Source organism: Acinetobacter sp. (genome assembly GCF_036666595.1).
Taxonomy (GTDB): domain Bacteria; phylum Pseudomonadota; class Gammaproteobacteria; order Pseudomonadales; family Moraxellaceae; genus Acinetobacter.
This window is the reverse complement of the sequence record NZ_JAVWVO010000009.1, coordinates 73,213-98,283: the sequence shown is the minus strand read 5'-3', so window position 1 is coordinate 98,283 and position 25,071 is coordinate 73,213. Positions and strand designations below refer to the sequence as shown.

At 37.5% G+C, this 25,071-nt stretch carries 23 protein-coding genes; 15 read left to right on the top strand and 8 right to left on the bottom strand.

What is annotated here, in order from left to right; translation table 11 throughout:
* The 15 genes from RR876_RS12440 (at position 1) to RR876_RS12370 (ending at position 16,561) form a co-directional block, all read left to right on the top strand.
* A complete protein-coding gene (locus RR876_RS12440; protein WP_332477690.1) occupies positions 1-1,089 on the top strand; it encodes a DegT/DnrJ/EryC1/StrS family aminotransferase in 1,089 nt (362 codons plus the stop codon).
* Positions 1,089-2,156: an aminotransferase class V-fold PLP-dependent enzyme gene (locus tag RR876_RS12435; protein WP_332477691.1), complete on the top strand. Its 1,068-nt coding sequence runs from the start codon at positions 1,089-1,091 to the stop codon at positions 2,154-2,156. Before RR876_RS12440 ends, RR876_RS12435 begins: the two co-directional genes overlap by 1 nt.
* A gap of 9 nt (positions 2,157-2,165) precedes the next feature.
* A complete protein-coding gene (locus RR876_RS12430) occupies positions 2,166-3,026 on the top strand; it encodes a hypothetical protein (RefSeq protein WP_332477692.1) in 861 nt (286 codons plus the stop codon).
* 77 nt (positions 3,027-3,103) lie between these two features.
* Positions 3,104-3,604, top strand: a complete 501-nt coding sequence (locus tag RR876_RS12425) for a hypothetical protein (RefSeq protein ID WP_332477693.1) — start codon at positions 3,104-3,106, stop codon at positions 3,602-3,604.
* Between the two features lie 121 nt (positions 3,605-3,725).
* Positions 3,726-5,231: an oligosaccharide flippase family protein gene (locus tag RR876_RS12420; protein ID WP_332477694.1), complete on the top strand. Its 1,506-nt coding sequence runs from the start codon at positions 3,726-3,728 to the stop codon at positions 5,229-5,231.
* Complete coding sequence (locus tag RR876_RS12415; RefSeq protein WP_332477695.1) at positions 5,228-6,445, top strand: glycosyltransferase; 1,218 nt, start codon at positions 5,228-5,230, stop codon at positions 6,443-6,445. Before RR876_RS12420 ends, RR876_RS12415 begins: the two co-directional genes overlap by 4 nt.
* Before the next feature lie 52 nt (positions 6,446-6,497).
* Positions 6,498-7,523: an EpsG family protein gene (locus RR876_RS12410; protein WP_332637085.1), complete on the top strand. Its 1,026-nt coding sequence runs from the start codon at positions 6,498-6,500 to the stop codon at positions 7,521-7,523.
* The gene (locus RR876_RS12405) at positions 7,520-8,293 is read left to right on the top strand and encodes a glycosyltransferase (protein ID WP_332477697.1); all 774 of its coding nucleotides are present in this window, start codon (positions 7,520-7,522) and stop codon (positions 8,291-8,293) included. Before RR876_RS12410 ends, RR876_RS12405 begins: the two co-directional genes overlap by 4 nt.
* 9 nt (positions 8,294-8,302) lie before the next feature.
* Positions 8,303-9,445, top strand: a complete 1,143-nt coding sequence (locus tag RR876_RS12400; protein ID WP_332477698.1) for a glycosyltransferase family 4 protein — start codon at positions 8,303-8,305, stop codon at positions 9,443-9,445.
* Position 9,446: 1 nt separating this feature from the next.
* Positions 9,447-10,070 carry a sugar transferase gene (locus RR876_RS12395; protein ID WP_332477699.1) on the top strand — a complete coding sequence of 208 codons (624 nt, stop codon included), beginning with the start codon at positions 9,447-9,449 and terminating at the stop codon, positions 10,068-10,070.
* 23 nt (positions 10,071-10,093) lie between these two features.
* Complete coding sequence (gene galU, locus RR876_RS12390) at positions 10,094-10,969, top strand: UTP--glucose-1-phosphate uridylyltransferase GalU (RefSeq protein WP_332477700.1); 876 nt, start codon at positions 10,094-10,096, stop codon at positions 10,967-10,969.
* 22 nt (positions 10,970-10,991) lie between these two features.
* Positions 10,992-12,245 carry a UDP binding domain-containing protein gene (locus RR876_RS12385; RefSeq protein WP_332477701.1) on the top strand — a complete coding sequence of 418 codons (1,254 nt, stop codon included), beginning with the start codon at positions 10,992-10,994 and terminating at the stop codon, positions 12,243-12,245.
* Entirely contained in the window at positions 12,245-13,918 is a 1,674-nt protein-coding gene (gene pgi / locus RR876_RS12380) for a glucose-6-phosphate isomerase (RefSeq protein WP_332477702.1), read from the top strand. The genes RR876_RS12385 and pgi overlap by 1 nt, the downstream gene beginning before the upstream one ends.
* Positions 13,911-14,933 carry a UDP-glucose 4-epimerase GalE gene (gene galE / locus RR876_RS12375; RefSeq protein ID WP_332477703.1) on the top strand — a complete coding sequence of 341 codons (1,023 nt, stop codon included), beginning with the start codon at positions 13,911-13,913 and terminating at the stop codon, positions 14,931-14,933. The genes pgi and galE overlap by 8 nt, the downstream gene beginning before the upstream one ends.
* Before the next feature lie 182 nt (positions 14,934-15,115).
* Positions 15,116-16,561, top strand: coding sequence for a capsule assembly Wzi family protein (locus tag RR876_RS12370; RefSeq protein WP_332477704.1), 1,446 nt, complete (start codon positions 15,116-15,118; stop codon positions 16,559-16,561).
* Between the two features lie 118 nt (positions 16,562-16,679).
* On the opposite strand, the gene RR876_RS12365 is transcribed toward RR876_RS12370, so the two are convergent.
* The 8 genes from RR876_RS12365 to ribBA are packed head-to-tail and all read right to left on the bottom strand — an operon-like array spanning position 16,680 to position 24,839.
* Complete coding sequence (locus RR876_RS12365; protein WP_332477705.1) at positions 16,680-18,050, bottom strand: phosphomannomutase CpsG; 1,371 nt, start codon at positions 18,048-18,050, stop codon at positions 16,680-16,682.
* Between the two features lie 59 nt (positions 18,051-18,109).
* Complete coding sequence (glmS, locus tag RR876_RS12360; RefSeq protein WP_332477706.1) at positions 18,110-19,948, bottom strand: glutamine--fructose-6-phosphate transaminase (isomerizing); 1,839 nt, start codon at positions 19,946-19,948, stop codon at positions 18,110-18,112.
* Positions 19,949-19,960: 12 nt separating this feature from the next.
* Complete coding sequence (gene glmU, locus RR876_RS12355; protein WP_332477707.1) at positions 19,961-21,325, bottom strand: bifunctional UDP-N-acetylglucosamine diphosphorylase/glucosamine-1-phosphate N-acetyltransferase GlmU; 1,365 nt, start codon at positions 21,323-21,325, stop codon at positions 19,961-19,963.
* A 20-nt stretch (positions 21,326-21,345) separates the two neighbouring features.
* Entirely contained in the window at positions 21,346-21,867 is a 522-nt protein-coding gene (locus tag RR876_RS12350; RefSeq protein ID WP_332477768.1) for a phosphatidylglycerophosphatase A, read from the bottom strand.
* Complete coding sequence (thiL, locus tag RR876_RS12345; protein WP_332477708.1) at positions 21,845-22,762, bottom strand: thiamine-phosphate kinase; 918 nt, start codon at positions 22,760-22,762, stop codon at positions 21,845-21,847. Before thiL ends, RR876_RS12350 begins: the two co-directional genes overlap by 23 nt.
* A gap of 12 nt (positions 22,763-22,774) precedes the next feature.
* The gene (nusB, locus tag RR876_RS12340; RefSeq protein WP_004684291.1) at positions 22,775-23,230 is read right to left on the bottom strand and encodes a transcription antitermination factor NusB; all 456 of its coding nucleotides are present in this window, start codon (positions 23,228-23,230) and stop codon (positions 22,775-22,777) included.
* 4 nt (positions 23,231-23,234) lie between these two features.
* On the bottom strand, positions 23,235-23,705 hold the full coding sequence (ribE, locus tag RR876_RS12335) for a 6,7-dimethyl-8-ribityllumazine synthase (RefSeq protein ID WP_332477710.1): 471 nt from the start codon (positions 23,703-23,705) through the stop codon (positions 23,235-23,237).
* 18 nt (positions 23,706-23,723) lie between these two features.
* Positions 23,724-24,839: a bifunctional 3,4-dihydroxy-2-butanone-4-phosphate synthase/GTP cyclohydrolase II gene (gene ribBA, locus RR876_RS12330; protein ID WP_004983924.1), complete on the bottom strand. Its 1,116-nt coding sequence runs from the start codon at positions 24,837-24,839 to the stop codon at positions 23,724-23,726.
* Positions 24,840-25,071 lie beyond the last annotated feature (232 nt).

Sequence of the window (25,071 nt, the reverse complement as noted above, 5' to 3'; positions counted from 1 at the left end):
ATGTTGCCACTGATAAAAACCAGTTTACCTGATAGAGAACTATTGATTCCTCGTTTAGAGGAAGTTTTGTATAGTGGATATATTGCCCAAGGTGAGATTGTTGAAAATTTTGAAAGAAAATTTGAAGAATATATAGGAAGTGGAAATACGCTTTCATTGAACTCAGGCACTGCAGCATTACATATCGCATTGATATTGGCTGGAGTTGGGCAAGGCGATGAAGTCATTAGTACAGCATTGACCGCTGAACCTACTAATGTCGCTATTAAAATGGTTGGGGCAAAAGTTCGTTGGGCCGATGTTGATTATGAGACTGGCAATATATCATCCGACTCGATAGAAAAAGCAATCAATCCTAAAACAAAAGCAATCATCGTTGTAGACTATGCGGGTATTCCTGTTGACGTAAAGAGAATTCAGACAATTTCTGAAAAGTATGGCATTCCTGTAATTGAAGATGCAGCACATGCAATAGGTGCTAAATTTGATGGGAAAAAAACTGGCAATCATTTTCCATTTACCGTATTTTCTTTTCAAGCAATAAAACATCTAACAACAATAGATGGAGGGGCTTTACAGATTCAAGATAAAGCGCTTTACGAGCGAGGTAAAATTATAAGATGGTTCGGATTAGATAAAAATAAAACTAGATTAGATAATAATATAACTGAGCAGGGTTATAAGTATCATATGAACAATGTGAATGCTTGCGTAGGCCTTTTACAGTTGGAAGGAATCGATAAAATTGTTGATAAGTATATAGAAAATGGTAAATACCTTGATCAAAATTTAATAGGTGTACGCGGTGTAGAGTTAATTAAGTATTACGATAACTCAGAGCCATCTTACTGGTTGTACACATTAAAGGTTGAGAATAGGGCTGGCTTTATCAAAATGATGGAGGCAAATGGAATAGCTGCTTCTGAGCTTCACAAACGCAATGATTTACATGAGTACTTAAATGATCATCCTGTGGAATTATCTAATTTAGATCGGTTTTATGAAAAGATGGTACATATTCCATGTGGGTGGTGGGTCACTAAAGATGATTGCGATAAGATGATTGAATTGATTCGGAAAGGTTGGTAATGATTCCCATTTTTAAACCTTATATGCCTAATGATATTTTATCCGAATTAGAGAATATTCTATATTCAGGTCAATTAGCATATGGAAAATATGGACAATTATTTGAATCAGAATTAGCAAAATTTATAGGTAATCCGTACGTGATTTCGGTGAACTCTTATAATCAAGCTATGCTGTTAGCCTTATCAATATTAAATTTAAATCCTGGGGATGAAGTAATCGCATCTCCAGTAAGTTGTTTGGCGTCGAATCAGCCTTTTGTGATTAAGGGGCTCAGGGTTATTTGGGCTGACGTTGATCCAAAAACGGGCTCACTCTGCGTTGATGATGTTAAGAAAAGAATCACTTCAAAAACAAAAGCAATATTTCATAATCATTTTTGTGGTTATTTAGGTGATATAGCCGCAATCAATCAATTAGCTAAAGAGCGTGGTATTTGGGTTGTTGATGATTGTATTGAAGCATTTGGCTCAGAGTATGATACTCAAAAAGCAGGGAATTTAGGTGCTGATTTAACGGTATTTTCTTTTCAAACGGTTCGGTTGCCAAATACTGTAGATGGTGCTGCAATAAGTTTCTCTTCCAAAGAGTTATACGAGAAAGCAATTCTCATGCGTGACTATGGTATTGATAGGAAAAACTTTAGAACATCAACGGGTGAAATTAATCCAAATTGTGACATCACATTAGAGGGCTATGGTGCAACTCTTAGTGAAATTAATTCATATATTGGTTTGAAGCAAATGGATAATTTGCCTAAGTTGTTAGAGAAACAGAGAAAAAATGCGATAGATTGGAATAATAGAATCCGAGAAGTTCCATCTATAAAGCCGCTAAACTTAATATCCGATACCCAGCCAAATTATTGGGTGTTTGGTGTTTTATGTGAGGATAAAGCACAAGCGCTACAAAAATTTCGTAATCAACATTGGTATGCAACAGGTGTTCATATCAATAATAATATTTACTCTGTTTTTAATAATTTTGAAAATTTAAACGGAGTGAATGAATTTATAAATAAATTTTTAGCTTTACCATGCGGTTGGTGGGTTAATTTTAATGAATGAGAAAATTAAATGAATCAAATTGATATAACGGCTAAAATTCACCCTAATGTTAAATTAGGTAAATTTAACAGAATTGGTAAAAATGTTGTTATTGAGATATTAGGCGATGACCCAAACTTAAGTGTAACAATTGGTGATAATAATATTATTAATGATAATACGCGTATTTTTATTCATGGAAAATTTAGCATGGGTGATTGGAATGTATTGCATAATGATATGTTACTTATGGCTGAGCAATATTTATATATAGGTCATAACTGTTGGTTCGGCCAGAACACGATATTGGATGGAGCAGGTGGGTTAGTCATAGGAAATGGTGTAAGAGTTGGAATGTATTCTCAAATTTGGACTCATGTGGCGAGCGGAGAACAGATAGAAGGTTGTACATTATATTCGAAAAGAGAAACTATAATTGAAGATGATGTATGGTTAGTGGGTAGTTGTATTGTTGGGTCTGGTCTTAAGTTAGGCTGGAGAAGTGTTGCTTTGATTAATTCAGTGCTTACAAAAGATACTTTGCCAGATAGAGCTTATGCTGGAAGCCCTGCAAAGCTTATGGAAAAAGCTCAATTTTATATTACAAAGTCATTAGATGAAAAATTTGAGTTATTAAATGGTTGGTTAAATGATTTTGTTGTAATTAATAGTGATTTAACTTTAAAAAGATTAGATTTAAAGCTTTTAATATTAGAGAATACGGAAACAAATGAGAAAGTGAGATTTTCTAAGAATATTTCTAGTGAAATTCAAAAGTCTGAAAGTATCTTTTATTTGGAAGATAAGACATTTATCAAAACAAATTCGTTGTTAGAGCGACAAGTGTATAAATATTTATATAATAACAAAGCTCGTTTTTTACCGCGATAATAAAAAGGCAGCTAGATATTGAATTCTAATGAGATAAGTAAATTTATTTTACTATTTTTGGGAGTTGGTTTGTTAAAATGTTCGAGATTAAGTTAATAAAACATCAAGATGTAACAGAGCAAGATATTAAAGAGGTTGTTGATTTAAAATCTATACAATGGAATTTTAGTTTAGATAAGCAGATACAATGGATCAAAAATAATATTAAAAATTCTGATTTTCATATGTTTTTACTTTTAAATGGAAAAGGTGTAGCTTATTTGAATTTAATAGATGTTGATTTAATTGTAAACGGTATACTTAGAAAAGGTTTAGGAGTTGGAAATGTATGTGCAATAGAGAAAGGTAAAGGATACGGTTTTGAATTGATGAAAGAAGCGAATAAAATTATTTCTAGTTTAAATAAAATTGGTTTTTTATTTTGCAAAGAACCATTATTAAAATTTTATCATTCTTTAGGGTGGAAGGAATTAGAGTCAAAAAACTATAAGATAAGGGGTGATAACTTGAAAGTCATGGTTTTTAACATAGAGTATGACAATAAGTTTTTGATTGAGTATGATGGTATTATTTTTTGATTATGAGAAATTTGAAGGAAATAGTTTTTTGTATTCATGTTGAATAATCAAAACATTAGATTGAAATCTTTTAGTTTTGCATTTAGGAAATTTTGCAGGGTGGTTAAAAGGTTTTTATTAAGTGAATAAAGTAACTAAAAATATCATTGCAAATTATCTAGGTAAATTGTGGGGTTTTGTCTCCATATTTATTTTTGTTCGATTTTATATTGATATACTCGGTATTGAATCTTATGCGATTATAAATTTTTACACCGTGATATTGGGTTTGCTTGTATTTGCTGATGCTGGTTTAACAGCAACCTTAACAAGAGAGCTAGCTAGAGATATAAGTGTGCAAGAGAAATCTAATCTTGTATATACTTTTGAAAGAATTTATATTTTTATATGTATTCTGGTTGCTTCTATTATAGTTTTTTCATCAGATTTTATAGCAAATAATTTTTTACCATCAACAATATATACACCAACTTCAGTTGCATATTTTCTAAAATTAATAGGAATAGGGATTTCAATACAATTATTTTCTACCTTATATGAAGGTGGATTGAATGGACTTCAGCAACAAGTATTAACTAATAAAATTAGAATAATTTGGAGTTTATTTAGATCAGGAATTGTTTTAATTCCAATTTATTTTTATCCAAAACTAGATATATATTTTTGGTGGCAAATAATATGTAATATAATTCTTTTATTTTTTTTTAGGAAAACACTATATCGACTCCTTTTGAATGAGGGGTTAGTGTTTTCATTGGATTTGATTAAATCTACTGGAAAATATGCGCTCGGAATGATGGGAATTGCTTTTATTTCTGCAATTAATATACAAATCGACAAGCTGGTTACTAGTAAGTATTTCTCAATGGAAGACTTTGGTTATTATTCAATAGCTAGTACATTAGCACAGTTACCCACTATTGTAGTTATGCCAATTATAATAGCAGTTTTCCCTTTGTTATCGCAGTTTGTATCGCAAAAAAATAATGAAGAAGTATCAATAAACTTTCACAAATATTCCTTTTTAACAGCAAGTATAGCAGCGCCATTAATATTCTGTATTGCTTTATACTCAATTCCAATAATTACATTATGGACTGGCCAACTAAAAATTGCGTTGACAGTAAATTATGTTGTCAAAATGTTACTTGTAGGTGGATTGTTTTTATGCTTACAACTCACTCCATTCTATTTAGCACTTGCAAATGGTTTTACGCGCGTGAATTTATATTCAGGAATTATTGGAATAATTATTACTATTCCTCTAATGATTTTTTCAATTCAAAATTATGGGATGATCGGTGTGACATTCCCATGGATTTTTATAAATATAACTACTTTTTTTATGGTGGGAATATTTATTGTCAATAAGTTTTTACCTAAACAAGTGTATAATTGGTTGGTTTGGGATGTTGGCATTCCTGTAGCTGTAACATTATTTGTGATTGCAATTATTGAGTTTGCTTTTAAAGATTTAAGTAATGATTATTTATTTATTTTTAAATCGATAATTATTGGCCTAATAAGCTTTGTCTTAAATTTATTTATAAATAGCAAAAAATATCCCAATAGTTTATTTATAAATTTTGTATGGATATTGAAAAAAGTTAAAGGAAAGAGCAAGTGAAACCATTGATAAGTATTCTTATTGCAACAAAGAATAGACAAAAGTATTGTTTGAGTGCGGTTCAAAGCATATTGAGACTTCCAAATGCTAATATTCAAGTTGTGGTTCAAGATAATAGTGATGATACTACATTGAATGAAATGTTAAAGTCTTTGCTGGGTGATAGTCGATTAGTTTATCGGTATACGCCACCACCATTTTCATCAATTGATAATTTTAACGCTGCAATTGAATTAGCTACAGGAGAATATATTTGTTTAATTGGTGATGATGATGGTATTAATCCAGAAATTATTTCAGCAGCGGGCTGGGCTAAAGAAAATAATATTGAATGTATTGTAGGTAATTTAAAAGCTAATTATCGTTGGGAAAAGACAGGCGAGAAAAAATTTTTACATATAAAGGTAGTTAGTAACTCCCTTATTATCGGAGATTTCAATGGTGTGGCGAAAAAAGTGGATCCTAAGCAGTCATTACTTAAACTGATACAAAATGGATGTACAAACTACATGGAGTTTGACTTTCCTAAATTGTATCATGGGGTTGTAAAAAGAGCAATTTTTGAGCAATTAAAGCAGGAAACTGGTGCATATTTGAAAGGATTGAGTCCAGATATTTATGCTGCCATAGCTTTATCTTTTAAAATAAACCAGTTTATAGTTATTGATTATCCATTAACCATCCCTGGTGTTTGTTCTGTAAGTAGTTCGGTGCAGGAAGGTGAACAGAAGTCTAACTCTAAAGACTTGGAAAATGCTCCACATTTGAGAGATAGAAGCATCCCTTATCTATGGGAAATAAATGTTCCAAGAATATACTGTGTTCAAACTATATGGGCTGATTCAGCTTTTGCGGCAATTAAAGAGTTTAAGCACGAGGATTTACTAAAAAATTTTGATGTCTACAAACTATGTTCGAATATTCTAGATGCAGACCCTACATTACAATCAAGAGTATTATCTTTTTTAGAGCAAAAATATCCAACATTAACTAGTAGGGAGTTATTAAATAGAATAGAAATGGTAGGAAGTAGAAATAACCTGAAGGTTAAAATATTTAAACTAATATTGAATATTAAACGATTATTAGGAATAGAAAGATATATGTCTATTACGAATATTACTAGCATTGTTGATGCGACTAAGAAACTTCAAGAAATTTTAATTAAATTTCAAATAAATTTAGTTAATGAGCTTGATAAAACCAAGAGATAAATAGGATTTTGGTTTTAGAATTTTATTTACCTATTATAAATTTGAGTAGACAGTGATTTACTATATTCTCCCTTATTTTTTTATTCTGTTAATGTCTATTTTATCTTTGAAAATAAAAGGTAATGGGTATAAATTTTTATTTTTCATGTCTTTGATTCCTGCAACTTTACTTGTTGTTTTAAGGGGGCTCGTTGGAACTGATACTGAAACGTATATTAGTATATTAGATCAAGATATCTTTTCGATAAATGAAAATAGCAGAGGTATTGAACCCTTTTTTTTATTTTTTGCTAAAATCAGATATTACTTTGAACTAAATTCACAGTTTGTTTTAAATGTTTTTTCATTACTCATAATTTTTGTGTTGTGTCTATTCTTTTCGAAAACAAAACATAGAGCAATAATATTTAGTTTATTAATTTTTCCTATTTTCTTTTATGATATGACAATGAATGGCTTGCGCTATGGTATGGCTTTTGCTTTTTCATGTTGGTTAATAGTTGATTCTGAAACTAAGTTTCTTAAAATAACAAAAAGTAAAATACTATTTTTAATTTCTTTTCTTAATCATAAGAGTACAGTTCTATTTTTAATGATTAAGTTTGTGCAAAAAGCTAGCCTGAAAAATTTTATGATTATAATGGTTGGTTCTTTAGTAGTGTTTTTATCATTAAAAAATTATTTACTATATAAGATTTCAGATTATTCTGATTTTGCATCACCATCAATATTTTCAGGTATGCAACCTTTGATTTTAACAGTTTTGATCTTAGCTTGTAACACATATTTTTTTAAAAATAATCTAAGACGAAATATATATTTATTTTTAATCCAGATTTCCTTTTATATTGTAACACAATTTAGTTATGCAGGTATCAGATTCCAATTCTTAGAGCTTTTTTATATTTTAGTTGTTTTGGCTGAAGATGAACAAACCTCGAAATATAGGCTTTATATATTATTTTTATTATTTATTGGTTTTTTAGGATTTGTTTTGAGGATAAATAACTTTTACTCTACAATAGGTCAAGGGGGGTCTCCATTTTTACCATATACCTTTTTTTGGGAAAGTAAATGAGTAATATATCAGTTATCATGCCTCATTATAATAATGGTTTAGACGTAAAAAGAGCATATGAGTCTATTTTAAGACAGACTTTATTGCCTCAAGAAATTATTATTATTGATGATTGTAGTTTAGACAAGTCGATTTTAATGGAGTTGGAGAGTGCTCATGTGGATTCTAAAATTGATCTAAAAATCATTTATTTGGAAGTGAATAGTGGACCATCAGTTGCGCGTAATGTTGGTGTTAAAGTATCTGATTCAAAGTATATTGCTTTTTTAGATTGTGATGATGTCTGGCATCCTGAAAAACTTCTTATTCAATATCAATATATGATCGAAAATGACCTTGGCTTTTCTTTTCACAGATATTCAGCTTTTCCTGTAACTACTCCTAAAGAGTTTCTTCAAAATAAAAAAATAAATGTAAAAAGTTTAGCTATCAGTCAAATTATTTGTACTCCGACAGTAATGGTAAAAAGAAGCTGTTTTGAAAATTTTGATGAAAATTTAAGATATTGTGAAGATTTTCTATGTTGGGTAATGTCTAATAATTCAAAATATTTTTATATGATTGATCGAGTTCTTTCCAATGGCTTTAAGCGGCAATATGGTGAATCTGGCCTTTCCTCTAACATGGAGGGTATGCATAATGGTTTTCTTGCAGCCTGTTATATATTGTGGTCAAAAGGGTATTGGGGGTGGGGGTGTTATATTTATTTTATTTTTTTAGAGTATATAAAATATCCATTACGCTTATTTAAATCAGCTAGTTTGAAATAATATTAATATATGAAGAAAATTTTTTTAATTGGAAGTACTGCATCAAATCTTTATTTGTTTAGAAAAGATTTTATTATTTCATGTGTTGAGAAAAACTATGTGGTTTATTCTTTGATATCTGAATATAACGATGAATGGATAAAAAAAATTGAAAGCCTTGGTTCTAAAGTTTTAGTTTATAATTTAAGTAGGGCTGGTTTGAACCCGTTAAGTGATATTAAATCTATGATGGAGATCAAGTCTTATATAGAAAAATATCAACCTGATTTGGTTTTTTCATTTTTTACTAAACCACTCATATATGGTTCTTTAGCTGCAAAGCTTGCAAAAACCCCTAAAGTTATTGGGATGATTGAGGGCTTAGGCTCACCTTTTACAACTCATCGACATGGTCAAAACTTTAAGATGAAAATAGTGAGATTTTTCCAAATTTCTCTTTATCGGGTGGTATTTCCTTTTTTAGATAAAATTATTTTTTTAAACAAGGACGATCCTATTGATTTAATTGAAAAGAATAAAATTTATCATAAACCAAATGCGGTAGATATTTTAGGACCTATTGGTTTGAGTTTGGAGGATTACCCTTATAAACGTTGGGATGAAACACAAGATATCTCTTTTATTTTTATAGCTAGGTTGCTTGCAGAAAAGGGTGTTTATGAATATTTAGAATCAGCTAAAATAGTTAAGTCAAAATATCCAAATGTTAAATTTAAAATAATAGGAGGTTTAGATACTGAAAATCCTTATGGATTATCAAAAGAAAAGTTAGATGTTATTATCGCAACAGGTGTAATTGAATATCCTGGTTTTGTAAGTAATGTTATAGAACACATTGCTCAAAGTGCTGTATTTGTATTACCTTCCTATTATAGAGAGGGGGTTCCAAGAAGCACTCAAGAAGCAATGGCTGTAGGTCGTCCCGTTATTACCACCAATGTGCCGGGTTGTAGGGATACTGTTGTAGATGGGGCAAACGGTTTTTTAGTGCCTAAATGGGATATTGATGTTCTTGTAGAAAAAATGTGTTTTTTTATTGAAAATCCAGAACAAGTGAACATAATGGGATTAGAAAGCTATAAAATAGCCATTGAAAAATTTGATGTTCATACAGTAAATAAAAAACTATTTAGAATCTTGGGTATTGATTGATATGAAACGCTTAGTAGATATATTTATTTCTCTTATCGCATTAATAATTTTATCCCCTATTTTTTTATTGGTTACTTATAAAGTTCGTAAAAATTTAGGTTCTCCTATTTTTTTTCTTCAAGAGCGGCCAGGTCAAAATGGGCATCTTTTTAAGATGATTAAATTTCGTTCCATGAAAGATGCAAACGATAAGCATGGAAATCCTTTGCCAGATGAAAAGCGGATTACACCCTTTGGACAAAAGCTTCGTTCAACTAGTTTAGATGAAATGCCACAGCTAATTAATGTTCTGAAAGGCGACATGAGTATTGTTGGTCCTCGACCAATGCTTAAAGAATTTGTTGAGTTGTACTCTCCTGAGCAAGCGCGTCGTTTGGAGGTTCGCCCAGGTATGACTGGTTTAGCACAAGTGAGCGGCCGCAATGAACTTGATTATGAAGAGCGTTTTAAATGTGATGTCTGGTATGTAGACAATCATAATCCGTTGATAGATTTTAAAATCATGTTTAAAACAGTGGGGGTAATGAGTAAGCGGGAGGGTATCAATGCCCCAGGGTATGTAGGTCCATCTTTATTTGAGGGAAATGAGCCCCAAAATAAAACAGATAAAGTAGAATCGTCTTAATTTAAGTATTTGCTGATAGTATTATGATCAAAAAAGCCATTCTTCCTGTTGCAGGTCTGGGTACCCGTTTTTTACCTGCAAGTAAGTCAATTCCCAAAGAAATGGTCACAGTGGTTGACCGTCCTGCAATTGAATACGTTGTGAAAGAGGCTGTAGCTGCTGGCATTGAACAGATTATTCTAGTTACGCACTCTTCAAAAGCTTCCATTGAAAATTATTTTGATCGTAATTTTGAGCTTGAAACGACCCTGGAGCAGAAACAAAAATTTGATTTACTCAAAGAGATTAATGATATTTTGCCCAAACATGTGAGTGTGGTTAGTGTGCGTCAGCCGCAACCATTGGGACTTGGGCACGCAGTTTTATGTGCAAAATCGATTGTTGGTAATGATGATTTTGCTGTGCTTTTGCCTGACGTTTTAGTTAAGGATAATGATGATCGCAATGATCTCGGCTTAATGATTGATCGTTTTAATATTTCTAAAGCGGCACAAATTATGGTTGAGTCTATACCAGATCACTTAGTTGACCAGTATGGTATTGTAGATGTTACTGAAACTCCAGCTGAGGGTAAAAGCATTGTGATGCAAGGAATTGTGGAAAAGCCAGCTGTAGGAACTGCACCTTCAAATCTGTCTGTAGTGGGGAGATATGTCTTGCCAACTCAGATTATGACATTATTAGAACAAACACCCAAAGGCGCGGGCAATGAAATTCAATTGACGGATGCGATTGCGATGTTACAGCAATCTGAACCTGTTGAAGCCTATCGTATGAAAGGGTGTACGTTTGACTGTGGTAGCAAAATTGGCTACCTCAAAGCAGTTTTACACTATGGCGTAGACCACCCAAAACTAGGAATAGAATTTAAGGCTTTAATTCAAGAGTTAAAACTTTAAAAAAAAAAAGAGGGGGTGAGTCATGAAAATCGCAATGTTTGGCACGACCTTATACGCAGGTGTGATCTCGGCACTACTTGCAGAAAGTGGACATCAGGTTTTTATTTGTAATGATTTACAGGACCATACGGTGCTGTTTAATCTTAGAGATCAAGATGTTGTAGAGGCCCTAGAAAAACAGAACAAAAATGGGTTTCTGAGTTATTGTGATTTTTCGACTCTCCCTTTAGATATTGATGCTTATTTTTTTAGTTTTAATCCTGCACAAGAGGCAGAAGCGCTGAATGTAGTCAAAAAACTAAAATTGCGGACCATTATCCATCCCAAGTTGATGATTAATGCTTCAACCTTCGGTTTAAACGGAACAGAAAAATTAAAAGCTGTCTTACCAGAAGATCATTGGGTGTATTTTCCAGATACCATTCAAGAAGGGTTAGCCTTTAAAAGTGTGACGAGTGCAGGTAAGGTAATTATTGGTTGCACTGATCAGCTAGCCCAAATCCGTTTAGAGGAAATGCTACGTCCACTTTTTCCTCGTCGGCAGCAATATCTATTTATGCCCGTTTTAGATGCTGAATTTACCAAATTGAGCATTTCTGGCATGTTGGCGACTCGAATCAGTTATATGAATGATTTGGCTGATGTTGCTGAAAAATTAGGGATTGATATTGCGCATGTTCGAGATGGAATGGCAGCAGATAGTCGAATAGGTGAGTCTTATTTGTATTCAGGAGCAGGCTTTGGTGGGGAAAACTTCTCTCATGACGTTTTAACATTATCCAATACCATTAGTAGTACGGGGACAAAAAGCCAGTTGTTGGGGCAAGTTTGGGAAATTAATGAGCAACAAAAAGAGTTTCTCTTTCGAAAGTTGTGGAATTATTACCATGGAAATTTAGCTGGAAAGACCATTGCGATTTGGGGCGCTGCTTTCAAACAGCATACCTCTAGTACCAGTTTTTCACCAATTCATCCTATGCTTGCTGCTTTGTGGGCGCAAGGAGTGACTGTACGTTTGCATGACCCACAGGCTTTAGCAGAAATACATGAGATTTATGGTGAGCGAGATAATTTAATTTTATGCGAAGACCAGTATGATGCAGTCAACCAAGCCCATGGCTTATGTGTTTTGACGGCATGGAAGCAATATTGGTCATTGGATTATACGCAATTAAAACTCAAATTAGCGCATCCTTTGATTTTGGATGGACGGAATATTTATCAACCTGACTATGTTAAAAATCAGGGTTTTGCATATATCGGAGTAGGGCGCTAATGGCTGGGAAAATTCATCCCTATCCTGTAGAGGATCTAAAATCAGTTCGTTTTCATTTAGAGACTTTAAAAAATGAATTTAAGGTCAAGCATTTAATTGACTTGTTTGCGGAAGATCAACAACGGTTCCAAAATTTCTCCGTAAATTTTGCACCTATCGTTTTTGATTTTAGTAAGCATCGTATTAATCCAAAGGTATTAAAGGCCCTTGTTCAATGGGCACATGCACAAGGATTAGCACCTTGGGTCAAGCGTTTATTTTCACAAGAGCAAATAAACTATACTGAACAGCGCTCGGCGATGCACTGGGCACTTCGTTTACCGAAATACGATCAACATCATCTTCAAATTGCTGAACAGGTACATACACAATTAGAGCGTATGTATACGTTGGTTGAGAAAATTCATGCAGGTCAGTACCGTGGGGCGACGGGTGAAGTGATTTTGGATGTGGTCAATATTGGTGTGGGGGGATCAGACTTAGGTCCTCTCATGGTGAGTCATGCATTATCAGATTTTAAAGTAAATACGGTTAAGCCACTGAAGGTACACTTTGTATCAACGATGGATGGTACGCAACTCTCTGATCTATTGCATCAGTTACGACCTGAAACAACCTTATTTATTATTTCCTCGAAGTCATTCGGCACGATTGATACCCTGTCTAATGCACAGACGGCACGCATTTGGCTGGAGAAGTCTTTGGGTCAAGAACCGAGAATGCTTAAACAGCATTTTATTGGCGTCTCGACCAAACCTGAGAAGATGACGGATTGGGGGATTGCGCCCGAAAATCAATTTTTACTGTGGGATTGGGTGGGTGGTCGCTATTCATTATGGTCCTGTATTGGTTTGCCGATTGCTTTAAATATTGGGGTTGAAGGATTTAAGCAATTATTGGCAGGTGCTTATGCCATAGACCAGCATTTCCAGCATGCACCTTTTGAGCAAAATATTCCGGTATTAATGGGCGTGCTGGGTGTTTGGAATAACAATTTTTTAGATATCCAAACACATGCCGTACTACCTTATGATGGTCGTTTGAAATATTTTGCATCCTATTTACAGCAATTGGAAATGGAATCTAACGGTAAGTCCATTCAACGCAACGGTGAAAAAACGGAATGGGATACTTGCCCGATTGTTTGGGGTGAAGTTGGTCCCAATGCACAACATGCATTTTATCAGTTGCTGCATCAGGGGACACAGTCTGTTAGTAGTGATTTTATTGCGCCCATACACCGCTATAACAGTGAACAATTTACTTATGTGGACAATGCGGAGGCATTGATTGAGCAACATCATTTAGCTCTTTCTAATTGTTTAGCCCAGTCACGTTTATTGGCTTTTGGTAATCAAGCATTGGATCAAAGCGAATTGGCCTCTTTACCTGAATATAAAAAATATGACGGAAATCAGCCAAGTACAACCATTCTAATGCAGGAACTGAATCCTTATAGTTTAGGCATGTTGATTGCGATGTATGAGCATAAGGTTTTTGTACAGTCAGTATTGTGGAATATCAACCCATTTGATCAATGGGGCGTAGAAAAAGGGAAAGAAATTGCCAATCAACTGTTGCCTATTTTAAATGGGGAACAGACAGACCTATCTCAATTGGATACGTCTACTCAAGGTTTAATTAATATTCTTATAGGAAAAGATCATGTCTAAAGTTTTAGTGACTGGTGGAGCAGGTTATATTGGGTCACATACTTGTGTTGAACTTTTAAATGCAGGACATGATGTTGTCGTTTTAGACAATTTATCGAATAGTTCAGAAGAGTCGTTAAGACGCGTTAGAGCATTAACCTCTAAAAAATTGGATTTTGTGGAAGGGGATATTTTAGATCAGCAGATTTTAGATCATATCTTTGCGACACATAAAATTGATGCGGTCATTCATTTTGCGGGTTTAAAAGCAGTAGGTGAAAGCCAACAAATCCCATTGAAGTATTTTGAAAATAACATTTCGGGTTCGATTAGTTTGGTCAAAGCGATGGAGCGTGCTCAGGTTTTTAAATTGGTATTTAGCTCTTCTGCGACAGTATACGATGAGATGAATGTTTCACCTCTGAATGAAGACATGCCCACAGGTATGCCGAACAATAATTATGGTTATACCAAGTTAATCGTAGAACAATTATTACAAAAGCTTTCAATGGCAGATGAGCGTTGGTCGATTGCATTATTACGTTATTTTAATCCAGTTGGTGCGCATAAAAGTGGGCAAATTGGGGAAGATCCACTTGGGATTCCAAATAACCTTATGCCTTTCGTCACACAAGTAGCAGTAGGCCGCCGTCTGAAATTATCTATTTTTGGTGGTGATTACGATACCGTAGATGGAACGGGAGTGCGTGATTATATTCATGTCGTTGATTTGGCCAATGCGCATTTATGTGCATTGAATAATCGTTTGGCAGCTCAAGGCTGTAGAGCTTGGAATGTGGGAACGGGTAATGGTTCGTCAGTCCTTGAAGTGAAGAATGCTTTTGAGCAAGTGAATGGCGTTACAGTCGCTTATGAAATCGTACCACGTCGCTCAGGTGATGTAGCAACATCTTTTGCAGATAATGCGCGCGCAATTGCTGAATTGGGCTGGCAACCAAAATACAGCCTAGAAGATATGTTAGCAGATAGTTGGAATTGGCAAAAACAAAACCCGAATGGTTTTACTAAAGCTTAATACTTAACTTAACAATAAGTTAGGTTGGGATGTGACATCGATTTCGAGAAGTATAAAGATAGCGCTGTTTAAAACGATGAGTGAATAATGTAGTGATTATGCAAACCAGCATATGCATATTCTGCAATTGTAGATAAAACTCGCTATGATGTTGTGAAAATAAGCTAAATTGAAGAATAGTTATGAAATATCAAAGCATTAGGGTTTTATCATTTGCCATTTTATCTGCTTTAGCACTGCCTGTAGTAGCTCAAGGGATTGTCTTAAATAATGAAGATTTACGCACTGATTTAAATTGGTTGAACCAACAAGGCGTGATTCAAATTAGTACGTCTACATGGCCTTTGAGTGGTGAAGAAATACAACGTGCTTTATCTCATGCCAAAATTGAGAATCAGCTACAACAGAAAGTGCTTGATTCTGTTCAATCGAGTTTAGCCACTGAAAATACACTGGTTAAGTTAGCTTTATTTGCAGAAACAGATCCTCAAAACTTACCCCAAAAGTTTGCTGATGAGCAAAAGTCTCAATATCAAGCAGCACTTGAATTAAATGCGGGTGGAGCTCAATGGGATGCAAGACTCCGTGTAAATGCCGAAAAAGATCCAATTATTGATAACGGTCATGATGTGAATGTAGAAGGTTCATATTTAGCTGGAAAACTCTGGAATCAATGGTTGATTGCAGGGCAGATCCCGACCTATTGGGGGCCTGGGCATGATGGTAGTTTGATTCGAGGAGATGCTAGTCGCCCAGTCTATGGTTTTACCATGCAGCGTGCAGAGCAGAAAGCATTTGAGAGCAAATGGTTGTCTTGGATCGGGCTTTGGCAATACCAAGCTTTTGCCGGGCAATTAGATGATTACAATGCGATTCCAGATGCTAAATTATTAGGGTTTCGCTTAACAGCTCAACCGTTACCTTATCTTGAATTAGGTGCATCTCGCACACTTCAGTGGGGTGGTGAAGGGCGTTCAGAGAGCTGGAGTAATTTATGGGAGGCGATCAAGGGCAATGATAATTTTGATGATGGAGACTCGGATAAATCCAATCAAATTGCTGGATTTGATGCCCGTTTAAATCTACAACAATGGTTTAAGGCTCCACTCAGCCTATATGGGCAGTATGTGGGTGAGGATGAGGCTGGGTTATTACCTGCCAAGAAAATGTATTTGGCAGGCGTTGATTACTCTTCACAATTCAAGAATATGCCTTTCCAACTCTATGCCGAATGGGTGGATACGCAAACAAATGGGGATACTAAAGGTATTTCTTATAATCATTATATTTATACCGATGGCTATTACCAACATGGCTTTCCTTTAGGTCATGCAATAGGTGGCGACGGGCAAATGTACAGCCTAGGTGGTGATATTCGCTTTGACCATATGAACCGTCTAAAGGGTCGAGTGTTGATGGCAAAAGTGAATCAGTCTGGATTGGAGATTAATCATGCTTTCCCGCAAAAAGATGAAGTAAAGGCTTTAGATTTAACGTGGACACATTATATCCGCCCAAATACACCCCTTAAATTGAGTGGATGGGTCAGTGATTCTGATGTGCATGGTGGTGATAGTGGTGTGTCTTTAGGTGTTGAAATACCTTTAGATCGTTCATTATTTTATTGATTGTTGAGCGATTTGAAAGAATCGTACTGAGCTTTGAATCTATCAACCTATTCACAAGAAAGATAACCAGTGAATAGGTTGAATGAAACAAATTAATTCGTTTTATGCTTATGCAAAATTAACCTTGAATCAACTGAGTCAATTCATTTACATAGTCTTGCATTGGTTTTGGATGTCGATCTAAACGAGTTTCAATATTTAAACGTAATAAAGGTTCTGTATTTGAAGCACGAACGTTAAAGCGCCAAGCACCAAAATCTAAACTTACGCCATCTGTGTGGTCAATACTTGGATTGTGATTTGCAAAGTGATCAAAAAGCTTTTGAATCGTGACTTGAGTATCTGCGACTTTGAAATTGATTTCCCCTGAGCAAGGAAACTTTTTGATCATTTTTTCAACCAATGAGGACAAAGATTGTCCCGTTTCGGACAACACAGAAATAACCAACAACCATGGAATCATTCCACTATCGCAATAAGAAAAATCTCGGAAATAATGGTGTGCAGACATTTCGCCGCCATAAACGGCATTGTGCTCACGCATTTTGTCTTTAATAAAGGAATGCCCTGATTTCGACTGAACAGGGATACCTTGATATTTCTCTACGACATCAAAGGTATTCCAAATTAGACGTGGGTCATGGACAATTTTTTCGCCTGATTGTTTGAGTAAGAAGGCTTGTGCTAAAAGACCAACAATATAATAACCTTCAATGAACTGTCCTTTTTCATCAAAAAGGAAACAGCGGTCGAAGTCACCATCCCATGCAATGCCCATATCTGCGTGATGTTCAAGCACGGCATGGCGCGTGCTATCACGATTTTCAACTAAAATCGGGTTGGGAATGCCATTGGGGAAATGACCATTGGCTTCATGATGGATTTTGATAAATTCAACAGGGATATTTAGGGCTTTAAATTTTTCTTCGATCGCATCAATGACATGACCTGCGGCGCCATTTCCTGCATTCACGACCAATTTTAATGGGCGGATTTTAGCAGGATTAATATACCCCATAAGGTGTTCAATAAACTCAGGTAGAATATTGTAGGGTGTGGTTGAGCCTTTTTGCACGACTTCCGTAAACGCGCTCGATTCTGCTAAGGCTTGGATTTCTGCCAGACCGCTATCTGCACCAATAGGGCGCGCTTGTTCACGAACCAGTTTCATCCCATTGTAATCCATGGGGTTGTGGCTCGCTGTAATCTCAATACCGCCTTGAACATCTAGATGAAATGCGCCGAAATAAACCTCTTCGGTACCTGTCATACCAAGATCAAGGACATTCACTCCAGCATCATTTAGACCCTGAATGGTGGCTTGTTTGAGACTTTCACTGGTTAAACGTATATCACAACCGATGACCACAGTTTTGGGTTGATAAATTTGCCCATAGGCACGGCCAATTTTATAGGCAATTTCTTCATTCAGCTCTGTCCCGAGCTTGCCACGAATATCATAGGCTTTAAAGCAGGTAAGTTGCGACATATGCGATTCTCTATTTAGACAAAGAATAAAGGCTGGATTCCCAGCCTTTATTTAAATAATTATTCTACGGTAACCGATTTAGCGAGGTTTCGAGGTTGGTCGACATCCGTACCACGAAGGACTGCAACATGATAAGACAGCAGTTGTACAGGCACGCTATAAACAATTGGAGCTAATATTGGGCTAATGCTTGGTACATAAACCACATGCTGACGGTCTTTGGCTTTAATGCCGCTATTTTCATCGGCAAAGACAAAGAGTTCACCACCACGGGCTTGAACTTCTTCCATATTCGATTTGAGTTTATCGAGCATGTCATCTTTCGGTGCAAGAATGACCACAGGCATGTCATTGTCCACTAAAGCGAGTGGACCATGTTTAAGCTCACCTGCGGCATAGCCTTCAGCATGGATATATGAAATCTCTTTGAGTTTCAATGCACCTTCGAGTGCGATCGGGAAATTCGTACCACGACCTAAGAATAAGCAGTGCTGCTTCTCTACGAAAAGTTCAGATAAACGTAAGATTTCAGAATCATTACGTAAGGTATCTAAAATCACTTTCGGTGTATGCCAAAGTTCAGCCGTAATCTCATCCACATGTTGTACAGAAATGCTATTTTTGATCGTACCGATTTTTAAGACCAATAACATGAGTGCTGCAAGCTGTGTGGTAAATGCCTTGGTTGATGCTACACCAATCTCAGGACCAGCTAGTGTAAGCAAGTTATGATTGGTCTCACGCACCATAGACGATGTTGCGACATTACAAATGGTCATGGTGGTGATGTCAGTACCTTTTGCTGCAGCACGCTTTTGGGTATCACGCAGTGCGGCTAAAGTATCAGCGGTTTCACCAGACTGTGAAATGCAGACATAAAGCGTATGGTTGACAATGACAGGGCTGCGATAGCGGAATTCGCTGGCAATTTCTACTTGGCATGGTAGATCAATCAGTTGCTCAAACCAATATTTGGCAATCATGCCTGCATGGTAGCTGGTCCCGCAGGCAATAATTTGGATTTGCTGAATTTTTTTGAAATCAGCGACTGCATGGGCAAGAAAATCTTCACGCAGTGCATTGCCATCTAGGGCTTGAGAAATGGTTTGTTGAATGGCTTCAGGTTGCTCATAAATTTCTTTGAGCATGTAATGCTTATATTCACCTTTCGATGCATTGCTGACGGCAGCATCTAATTCTTTGATTGGGCGTTCGACCAATTGACCAGCGACAAAAACTTCAATGCTATTGCGGGTTAAACGAGCAATATCACCTTCTTCAAGGTAAATAAAACGATTGGTAATAGGCAGTAAAGCCAATTGATCTGAACTGATAAAGTTTTCGCCAATACCTACCCCAATGACCAAAGGTGAACCTTCACGCACGGTAATCAGTTCATCTGGATGGTCAGTATGTACGATACCCAGTGCATAAGCCCCTTTAAGCTGAGGCACGACTTGTTGCACAGCTTCCAGCAAGCTTGAAGTTGACTTTAAGGCATCCTTCACCAAGTGAGCGACCACTTCGGTATCAGTCTGTGAGGTAAATACATAACCTAAAGCTTCAAGATCATCTTTAAGTTCTTGATAGTTTTCAATAATGCCGTTATGGACTACAGCAACATCGCCTGAAATGTGCGGGTGTGCATTATCTTCAGTTGGTTTACCATGGGTTGCCCAACGGGTGTGTGCAATGCCCAGAGAACCTAGAATACCCGATTGATTAACGGCTTCTTCTAAATTGGAAACTTTACCGACACGTCTTTCGCGTAAAACTTGGCCTTGATTGACCAGCGCTAAACCCGCAGAGTCATAGCCGCGATATTCAAGGCGCTTTAAACCTTCAATTAAAATATTGGTAATACTACGTTCTGCAACGCCACCGACAATACCGCACATAATCTAATCCTCTTATTTCTTCATCTTTTGTGGACGTTGATAGTTTTCTTTTGCAACTTGCTTAGAGCGCTCTACCGCTAAACTATTCTCTGCAACATCACGGGTAATGGTGGAGCCTGCACCGACGGTTGCCCCATTGCCAATGGTGACAGGCGCAACCAATGAGCTGTTGGAGCCAATAAATGCAGCATCACCAATGATGGTTTTAAATTTATTTGCACCATCATAATTACAGGTAATGGTACCTGCACCAATGTTCGAGCCTGTACCAATTTCAGCATCACCTAAATAGGTAAAGTGATTGGCTTTTGAGCCGAGGCCAATGCTGGTATTTTTGACTTCAACGAAGTTACCAATATGCACTTCAGCAGCCAGTTTTGCACCTGGGCGTAAACGAGCGAAAGGACCAATCTGCGCATCTTCACCGACCATAGCACTGTCAAAGATACTATAAGGCTGAACTTTTGTACCTGCTGCGATCTTGGTGTTTTTGATGATACAACCTGCACCAATTTCTACATGGTCGCCGAATTCACATTCGCCTTCAACAATCACATTGATGTCGATGCGTACGTCCTGTCCAACAGTTAAGCTTCCACGCAGGTCAAAGCGACTGGGGTCAATCAGATGGATACCTTGTTGCATCAACTTTTTGGCTTGGTCTATTTGGAATTGACGTTCTAATGCAGCGAGCTGAATACGATCATTGACCCCTTCAACTTCGAAGGCTTGTTCAGGCTCAACCGATGCGACTTGCATCCCATCAGCTAAGGCCATTGCTACAATATCAGTCAGGTAGTATTCACCTTGCGCATTATTATTGCTTAAGCGTGGTAACCATTCGTGCAATTTGGCATTGCTGACACAGTAAATGCCTGTATTAATTTCTTTAATCTGATGCTGCTCTGTGGTCGCATCTTTATGTTCAACAATCGCTTGAATTTGACCATTCTCACGCACAATACGCCCATAACCTGTTGCATTGGCTAAAGTTAAAGTCACTAGACCAATGCCTGTCTCGGCTGTTGCATTGAGTAATTTTTGTAGCGTATTTTGAGAGATGCAAGGTACATCGCCTGATAAAATCAGTGAGCTGCCTTCCTGTGGAAGGACAGGGAGTGTCATTTGTACCGCATGACCTGTTCCGAGTTGCTCTGCTTGTTCCACCCATTCAATTTTTTCATGAGTAAACGTTTCTTGAACTCGTGCACCGCCGTGCCCATAAATTGTAATAATATTGGCTGCATTTAATTTTTTTGCAGTGTCGATAACATGACCAAGTAAAGGACGTCCTGCAAGTGGTTGTAATACTTTTGGTAAAGAAGAACGCATACGTGTTCCTTTACCTGCAGCAAGAATAATAACAGTCGTTGACATGTTGTAATCCTAAAAATGGCCTAAGCCACAGTGAAATAAAAATAAATCCAAATACAAAGCGCAGCCCATAGCCCTGCAATCAGGTCATCGAGCATAATGCCAAAACCACCCTCGACTTTTTGGTCAATGACGCGAATTGGCCAAGGTTTCCACACATCAAAAATACGAAATAAAATAAAACCCAGCAGTAGCCAGAGCCAATTCATTTGCCCTAAATATAGGACTGGTAAAAAGGTGATGGATTGTCCCGCAAACTCATCCCAGACAATACGCCCATCATCATGTACGCCCATCACTTTAGCAGTATGTCCACAGATATAAATACCAATAAGAGACATGAAGATGATGGCAATAATGGTGTTGGATAAGCCAATTGCAAGCCAAATCGGGACAAACAGCAGCGCGAAGGCAGAACCAAAGGTACCCGGTGCTTTAGGTGCTAGCCCTGAGCCAAACCCTACACCGCAAAACACGATGAAACGGTCATACCAAGACATCTGACGAAAGAGGATAGGGGGTTTATGCAAAGTGTTGATATCCAGTAAATTGCAAGGAATGGTCTAAGCCATTTTGTTGAAAACGCAGACCATTTTCGGCATCAATTTTTCCAATGACACTGATGCTGCTATGGTTTTGTTGTTGCAAAAGTTTTTCATAATTCTGCGGACTTATTGTAAAGCATAATTCATAGTCATCGCCACCCGCCAAAGCATATTGCCATTGTTGTTCTCGTGTTACATCTTGTAGAGCGGGGTTGATTGGCAGTTGATCAAGTTGTAGGGTCGCGCCCACATGGGATGCTTTTAAAATATGGCCGAGATCTTGTGCTAAGCCATCGGACACATCAATCATACTGTGCGCCAAACCTTTGAGTGCTTGACCCAGTTCACAGCGTGGGGTGGGGTAGTCTAAACGTTGCTGGAGAGGGTGTCCCAAGTGTTGCAAGGCAAAAGCCGCATCACCGACAGTGCCACTGACACAAATCAAATCACCCACTTGAGCGGCAGAACGGGTGACGGCTTGACCGATATCGACCCAGCCCAGTGCAGTCACGGAAATGGTGAGATGTGGGCTTTGGGTGGTGTCTCCCCCAATTAAACTCACGCCAAATTGATCACAGCAATCATATAAACCCTGACTAAAGCCTTTGAGCCAGTCATGATCAATTTGGGGTAAGCTCAAGGCCAGTAAAATACTCTGAGGTTTCGCGCCCATTGCAGCGATATCAGATAAATTAACCGCGACAGATTTCCAGCCAATTGCATGTGGGCTGGTATCAAGCGGGAAGTGACGTCCAGCAACCAGAGTATCGGCGCAAATGACCAATTGTTGCTGTGGTGGTGGGGTGAGCAAGGCTGAGTCGTCACCGACGCCTAAATCGACAGAATGAAGACTCTTACGATTAAAATAGGTATCAATGATCGAAAACTCAGCCATACAACAAATCTACTACTGTGAGTTCGCTTGTTGCTTTTCTGCTGCACGTAAAGTCGTCGCTAAACGATCTAATACACCATTGATGTATTTATGGCTGTCGGCACCGCCAAAATGCTTAGCAAGCTCGATCGCTTCATCTAAAACTACGCGATATGGGACTTCAAGGTGTTCCTTGAGTTCATATGCGCCTAAACGAAGAGTTGCTAGTTCCACGCCGTCAAGCGCAGAAACTTCGCGATCAAGCACAGGGATTAAGAGCGCATCCAATGCTTCATGATTGGCAACCACTTGGGTTAACAATTCATGATAATAGCTCAGATCCACTTTGTGCATGGCATTTTCCACACGCGTACGTGCTTCAATCTCATGGACTGGATTGTGGCTCATTTGCCATTCGTAAATTCCTTGTACAGCAAAGCGACGTGCTTTACGTTTTGCTGCATAAGTTGCTTGCAATGTTTGCGACATAGCGTTAAATAGCCTTTAACAAGTTAACCATTTCAATTGCAGTAAGAGCAGCTTCGCCGCCTTTATTACCTGCTTTTGTACCCGAGCGTTCAATCGCTTGTTCAATACTATCCGTAGTCAATACACCATTAATCACTGGAAGACCAGATTCTAGGCCAACCACGCCTAAACCTTTGGCACATTCACCTGCAACAAAGTCGAAGTGCGGTGTGCTACCACGAATCACAGCACCCAGTGCAATGATGGCATCGAAGCGTTCAGACGTCACTAATTTTTTAGCCACGACAGGGAGTTCCCACGCGCCTGGTGCATGAACAACAGTGATATTATCCTCTGATACACCATGACGTTTCAATGTATCAATTGCACCTTCTAATAGATGTTCGACAACAAAACTATTAAAACGACCCACTAAAATCGCATAACGGCCTTCGCTAGCGAGATGTAACATACCTTCAATACGGCGAATTGCCATAGCAACCTCGATGATTTTTTAAGTTGTTTGATGTGCGGTGATATATTCCACCACTTCTAAATTAAACCCAGAGAGTGCATTAAAGCGTAAAGGTGAGCTCAAAAGCTTCATCTTTTCTACGCCTAAATCACGTAAAATTTGTGCGCCCACCCCAATGGTTTGGTACTGCTGAGATAAAGCAGCATTGGATTTGGTTGGTTTTGGTGCTGTAAGGCTGTCTAAGGCTGGGCCTAAGTCTTGTAAATGACGCTGACCAATCCAGACTAAAACACCCCGATCGCTGCTTGCGATTTCTTGCAGGGCCTTGTCAAGATTCCATGCTGGCTCACCGTCTTTTTTGTTGAGCTTGAGCAGGTCGCGAACAGGGTTGAAACCATGGACACGAACGGTGGTTACCCCTTCTTTTGGTTCGCCTTTCACCAAAGCCAAGTGAATATCTGGATTGCCTAATTCGCGGTAACGATATAAGTCAAATGTCCCATATTCGGTATCAATGCTTTGCTGATCAATCCGTTCAACCGTTTGTTCGTTGGTCATACGGTAGTGAATCAGATCCGCGATGGTGCCAATTTTTAAGCCATGCTTTTCGGCAAAAATTTCAAGATCGGCACGGCGCGCCATCGTGCCATCTTCATTGATGATTTCACAGATGACCGATGCAGGCTCTAAACCTGCTAGGCGAGACAAATCACAACCTGCTTCGGTATGACCTGCACGGTGTAGAACACCACCAGGCTGCGCCATCAATGGGAAAATATGTCCTGGTTGAACGATGTCTGATGGTTTGGCATGTGCCGCTACTGCCGTTTGAATGGTATGCGCACGTTCTGCAGGTGAAATCCCTGTAGAAATACCTTCTGCCGCTTCGATGGAGAGCGTGAAGTTGGTGCCATGTTGTGCGCCATTGGCATCGACCATCAATGGTAGATTCAATTGTTTACAGCGATCACGGCTGAGCGTTAAGCACACCAAACCACGTGCGTGGGTGATCATAAAGTTGATGTCTTCTGCGCGAACATGGGTCGCTGCGATAACTAAATCACCTTCATTTTCACGATCTTCGTCATCCATCAGGATAACCATTTTACCTGCACGGATATCTGCAACTAGCTCTTCAACGGTATTGAGCGGCATCAACCTTCACCTTCATCGTTGTCGCCATGGACGACATATCATTTGTTTTCATTGGCACATAGTTTAAGCTTTTTTCAGGCTTTTGCCTATGTGCGAATCATTTCCTTGAGTCGTCCATTGTTATACACAGTCAATCTCAGCTTGAAAAGATGCCTTGATTTTAAATAAGCTGAAATATGCTTAGTCTTTAAACAATTGAAAAGCATAAAAAAGAATAATTTTATCGAAAATA